The following is a 5,259-nucleotide window of genomic DNA, read 5'->3' as shown; positions in this document are numbered from 1 at the left end:
GCCGACGACGGAGCCCACCGCCCCCGCAGGGGTGGTGGGCTCCGTCGTCGCGGGCATGGCGCGGGAGGTCAGGACTTCTTGTTGCGTGCCGTGATGCGGGCGCGCTCGGACTGGTCGAGCACCACCTTGCGGATGCGGACGATCTCCGGGGTCACCTCGACGCACTCGTCCTCGCGGGCGAACTCCAGCGACTCCTCGAGCGTCAGCTTGCGCGGAGGGGTGAGGTTCTCGAACGTGTCGCTGCTGGCAGCGCGCATGTTCGTGAGCTTCTTCTCCTTGGTGATGTTGACGTCCATGTCCTCGTTGCGCGCGTTCTCGCCGACGATCTGACCCTCGTAGACCTCCTGCGTCGGGTCGACGAAGAACGAGCCGCGCTCCTGCAGGTTGATCATGGCGAACGGCGTGACGACGCCCGAGCGGTCCGCGACGAGCGAGCCGTTGATGCGGGTCTCGATGGCGCCGGCCCACGGCTCGTAGCCCTCGGCGATCGACGACGCGATGCCGGTGCCGCGGGTGTCCGTGAGGAACCGCGTGCGGAAGCCGATGAGGCCACGCGCGGGGACCAGGAACTCCATGCGGACCCAGCCGGTGCCGTGGTTCGACATGGTCTCCATGCGGCCCTTGCGCTGCGCGAGCAGCTGCGTGACCGAGCCGAGGTACTCCTCGGGGACGTCGATCGTCATGCGCTCGACGGGCTCGTGCACCTTGCCGTCGACCTTGCGCGTGACGACCTGCGGCTTGCCGACGGTGAGCTCGAAGCCCTCGCGGCGCATCTGCTCGACGAGGATCGCCAGCGCGAGCTCGCCACGGCCCTGGACCTCCCAGGCGTCGGGACGCTCGGTCGGCAGGACGCGGAGCGACACGTTGCCGATGAGCTCCTTGTCGAGGCGGTCCTTGACCTGGCGGGCGGTGACCTTGTGGCCCTTGCCGCCCTTGCCGGCCAGCGGCGACGTGTTGATACCGATGGTCATCGAGATCGCGGGGTCGTCGACCGTGATGAGCGGCAGCGGGCGCGGGTTCTCGGGGTCGGTCAGCGTCTCGCCGATGGTGATGTTCTCGATGCCGGCGACGGCCACGATGTCGCCGGGGCCGGCCGACTCCGTGGTCACGCGCTCGAGACCCTTGGTCTCGAGCAGCTCGGTGATCTTGACGTTCTGCATCGTGCCGTCGGCGCGCGCCCAGGCCACGACCTGGCCCTTGCGGATGTCGCCGTTGAAGATGCGCAGCAGCGCGAGGCGGCCGAGGAACGGCGACGCGTCGAGGTTGGTGACATGCGCCTGCAGCGGGTGTCCCTCGGTGTACGTGGGCGCCGGGATCTTCTCGAGGATCATCTTGAACAGCGGCTCGAGCGTCTCGGAGTCCGGCAGGCCGCCGTTCTCCGGGAGGTTGACCGACGCGCGGCCGGCCTTGGCGGCGGCGTAGACGACGGGGACGTCGAGGATCGCGTCGAGGTCCAGGTCCGGGACCTCGTCGTGCAGGTCGGACGCGAGGCCCAGCAGCAGGTCGGTCGCCTCGTGCACGACCTCCTCGATGCGGGCGTCGGGGCGGTCGACCTTGTTGACGACGAGGATCACGGGCAGCTTGGCGACGAGCGCCTTGCGCAGCACGAAGCGCGTCTGGGGCAGCGGGCCCTCGGACGCGTCGACGAGCAGGACGACGCCGTCGACCATCGACAGGCCGCGCTCGACCTCGCCACCGAAGTCGGCGTGGCCCGGGGTGTCGATGACGTTGATCGTGATGCCGTCGGGCTGGCCGTTCTCCGCGGCCGCGGGACCGGAGTAGTGCACCGCGGTGTTCTTCGCGAGGATCGTGATGCCCTTCTCGCGCTCGAGGTCACCGGAGTCCATCGCGCGGTCCTCGACGTGGGCGTGCGCACCGAACGCGCCGGCCTGCCAGAGCATCGCGTCGACCAGGGTCGTCTTGCCGTGGTCGACGTGCGCCACGATGGCGACGTTGCGCACGTCGGCGCGAACGCTGGTCGGCGCAGTGATCGCGTCGGTAGGCATGCGGAACTCATCTCAGCAGAAGGTGGGAGCGCGCCGCGTCGTGGGGCGCCGGTCGATTCTACCGGCTGCGGGCGCGCAGGCATACGTGAGTCGCCCCACTTGTCAAGAGTGGGGGACGAAAGGCGGTCGGCCCCAGGATAACCCCGGGGCCGACCGGGCGATCAGAAGCCGCGACCCGGCTCTCGCTCGTTGTCGACCTCGGAGATGTCGTGCGCCTCGAGGCGTGCTGCCTCGTCGGCCTGCGCGAGCTCGTCCGCGGACAGCTGGGCGCGCTGCTCCTCGAGCAGGGCGTCGCGGGCCTCGCGGCGAGCGCGCTGCGCGTCGGGGTCCGGCACCGGCACGGCCGCGAGCAGCCGCTGGGTGTACGGGTCCTTCGGGTGGTTGACCACCTGCGCGGTAGCGCCCACCTCGACGAGCTTGCCGTTGTGCATGACCGCGATCCGGTCGGACAGCATCTCGACGACGGCCAGGTCGTGGCTGATGAACAGGCACGCGAAGCCGTGCTCGCGCTGCAGCTCCTGGAAGAGCTCCAGCACGGTCGCCTGGACCGAGACGTCGAGCGCGGACGTCGGCTCGTCGGCCACGAGCAGCTTGGGCTCGAGCGCGAGCGAGCGGGCGATGCCCACGCGCTGGCGCTGTCCACCGGACAGCTCGTGCGGGTAGCGGTTGCGCATCGCGCGCGGCAGCTGGACCTGGTCGAGCAGCTTCTCGACCGCGCTGGAGGCCGCCTTGCCCTTGATGCCACGGTGCAGCAGCAGCGGCTCGGCGATGGACTCGCCGATCGGCAGGCGGGGGTTGAGCGAGGAGCCCGGGTCCTGGAAGACGATGCCCACCTCGGTGCGCAGCGGCTTGAGGTCTCGGTTGGACGCCCCGACCATGTTCTGCCCGACGATCTTGAGCTCGCCGCTCGTGACGGGCAGGAGCCCGACGACGGCGCGCCCGATGGTCGTCTTGCCCGAGCCGGACTCGCCCACGAGGCCGACGACCTCGCCGGCGTGCAGCGTCAGGTCGACGCCGTCCACGGCACGGAACGCCGGCGTGCGGCGACGGCCCGGGTACTCGATGACCATGTTCTTGGCCTCGAGCACCACGACGCGGTCGTCGCGCGCCTCCTTCTCGAGGACCGGGCCACCCTGCTCCTCGACCTGCAGCGCCTCGGCGCTGCGGCCCAGGTGCGGCACGGACTCGAGCAGCTTGATCGTGTACGGGTGCTGCGGCCGGGCGAAGATGTCCGCCGCCGCGCCCTGCTCGACAACGAGGCCGTCCTTCATGACGATGATCTTGTCCGCCATGTCCGCGACGACGCCCATGTCGTGCGTGATGAGCACGATGCCCGAGTCGATGCGGCTGCGCAGGTCGCGCATGAGCTTGAGGATCTCGGCCTGCACCGTGACGTCGAGCGCCGTGGTCGGCTCGTCGGCGATGAGCAGCTTCGGGTCGCACGCGAGCGCCTGGGCGATCATCGCGCGCTGACGCTGGCCGCCGGAGAGCTGGTGCGGGTAGAAGTCGACGCGCTTGGTCGGGTCGGGCAGCTCGACGAGCGTCAGCAGCTCGATGGCACGCTTGCGCGCCTCGGACGGGCCCATCTCGAAGTGCGTCCGCAGCGTCTCGATGATCTGGAAGCCGATCGTGAAGACCGGGTTCAGGGCCGTCATCGGCTCCTGGAAGATCATCGCGACCTCGCGGCCGCGGATGCGGCGCAGGCGGTGCGCAGGCATGCCGATGAGCTCGCGGTCTCCCAGCTTCGCGGAACCGTTCGCGCGGCCGTTCGGCGGGAGCAGGCCCATGAGCGCCATGGAGGACTGGGTCTTGCCCGAGCCGGACTCGCCGACGATCGCGAGGACCTCGCCCGGGGCGACGGTGTACGTGACCCCGCTCGCCGCCGGGTACCAGGTCCCGTCGACGAAGAAGTCGACGCCCAGTCCGTTCACCTCCAGCACGGGTGCGGTCGTGTCGGCGGGGAGCGGCGCTGCTGCTGTGTCGATGGCCACGGTCAGCATCCTTCCTGCGGGAGCGGGAGCAGCCCGAACGGGCCGTTCACCTGCTGCGGTTCTGGGAGCATGGGCGCGTGAGCCCCACACATGTCTTCTCGTCGAGATACGGCCGTTGGCTGACGATCGCCGCGTCGGTGGCCGCCGTGGTGGCGGTCGTCGCGGTGGCGACGCACGACGGCCTCGGCGCGGGCGTGCAACTGGCCGTCCCCGCTGCGCTCGTGGTGCTCGTCGTGTGGGCCATGTACTGGCGTCCACGCGTCGAGGTCAGCGACGGCCTGGTCGAGGTCCGCAACGTGTGGCGCACCGCGACGCTGCCCTGGCCGACGTACCGCGGCAGCACGCTCAAGCTGTCGCTCGTGCTGCACACGACCGACGGGGACGTGCCCGTGTGGGCCGCGCCCCGTTCCAGCTCGTCCGCGCGGCGCCTGCGCCGGGGCCGCGACGAGAGCGTGCCCGCGGCGAAGGACGGGGTCGTCCTGCGCCAGGGGACCGCCGAGGCAGTCGTCGAGGAGATCGAGCGTCGCCAGTCCGCCCTGACGGCGGCCGGCTACCTGCCGGCCACCGCCGAGGGCGTGCACGTCCAGCGCCGGACGCACACCCGCACCGTGGCGGGCGTCGTCGTGCTGGCCGTGGCTACGGCCGCCGTGCTGCTGCTCGGCTGAACTGCGGGTCATCACGGACGACCCTGCGTGTCCTGCGTCTGCATCGGCATGATGCCTGCGGGGCGACCAGCAACAGCATCCGCGCGCGACATCTTCCGCTCGGACGGGATCCGCTTCTGCCGCGGGTCGAACGCGTCGCGCAGACCGTCGCCGATGAAGTTGATCGTCAGCGCGATGATCACGATGAACAGACCCGGCCACCAGAACAGCCAGGGACGCGTGGAGAACGCCTGCTGGTACTGCGAGATGAGCGCACCGAGCGAGATCTCGGGCTCGCGGATGCCGAACCCGAGGAACGACAGTGCGGTCTCGAGCAGGATCGCCGAGCTCATCAGCAAGGTGGTGCTCACGATGATCGTGCCGACAGCGTTCGGCAGGATGTGCTTGAAGATGATGCGCGGGCTGCTCGCACCGGCCACCCGGGCCGCGTCGACGAACTCCCGCTCGCGCAGCGCGAGGAACTCACCACGCACCAGGCGGGCGAGGCTGGTCCACAGGAGCAGGCCCATCGAGGCCGCGAACACCGCCGCGCTGACGCCACCGGTGATCTTTCCGACCACCGCGCCGATCACGAGGACCGGCACCGTGATGAACAGG

Annotated in this window: 4 protein-coding genes; 1 reads left to right on the top strand and 3 read right to left on the bottom strand. The window is 70.4% G+C overall.

The window, feature by feature from the left end; translation table 11 throughout:
• Positions 1-68: 68 nt before the first annotated feature.
• Both typA and D1825_RS01405 read right to left on the bottom strand, forming a co-directional pair.
• Positions 69-2,006: a translational GTPase TypA gene (gene typA, locus D1825_RS01410; RefSeq protein ID WP_118765726.1), complete on the bottom strand. Its 1,938-nt coding sequence runs from the start codon at positions 2,004-2,006 to the stop codon at positions 69-71.
• A 161-nt stretch (positions 2,007-2,167) separates the two neighbouring features.
• Positions 2,168-4,006, bottom strand: a complete 1,839-nt coding sequence (locus D1825_RS01405; RefSeq protein ID WP_118765725.1) for an ABC transporter ATP-binding protein — start codon at positions 4,004-4,006, stop codon at positions 2,168-2,170.
• Positions 4,007-4,074: 68 nt separating this feature from the next.
• Between D1825_RS01405 and D1825_RS01400 the strand changes: the two genes are divergently transcribed.
• Positions 4,075-4,662: a PH domain-containing protein gene (locus tag D1825_RS01400; RefSeq protein ID WP_138067255.1), complete on the top strand. Its 588-nt coding sequence runs from the start codon at positions 4,075-4,077 to the stop codon at positions 4,660-4,662.
• Between the two features lie 11 nt (positions 4,663-4,673).
• Here D1825_RS01400 and D1825_RS01395 read toward each other — a convergent pair.
• The coding region (locus tag D1825_RS01395) for an ABC transporter permease (RefSeq protein ID WP_138067254.1) at positions 4,674-5,259 on the bottom strand (586 nt) is incomplete at its 5' end.

The sequence above is a fragment of the Cellulomonas rhizosphaerae genome, assembly GCF_003470205.1.
GTDB classification, from domain to species: domain Bacteria; phylum Actinomycetota; class Actinomycetes; order Actinomycetales; family Cellulomonadaceae; genus Cellulomonas; species Cellulomonas rhizosphaerae.
This window is presented reverse-complemented; position numbering and strand designations above follow the sequence as displayed.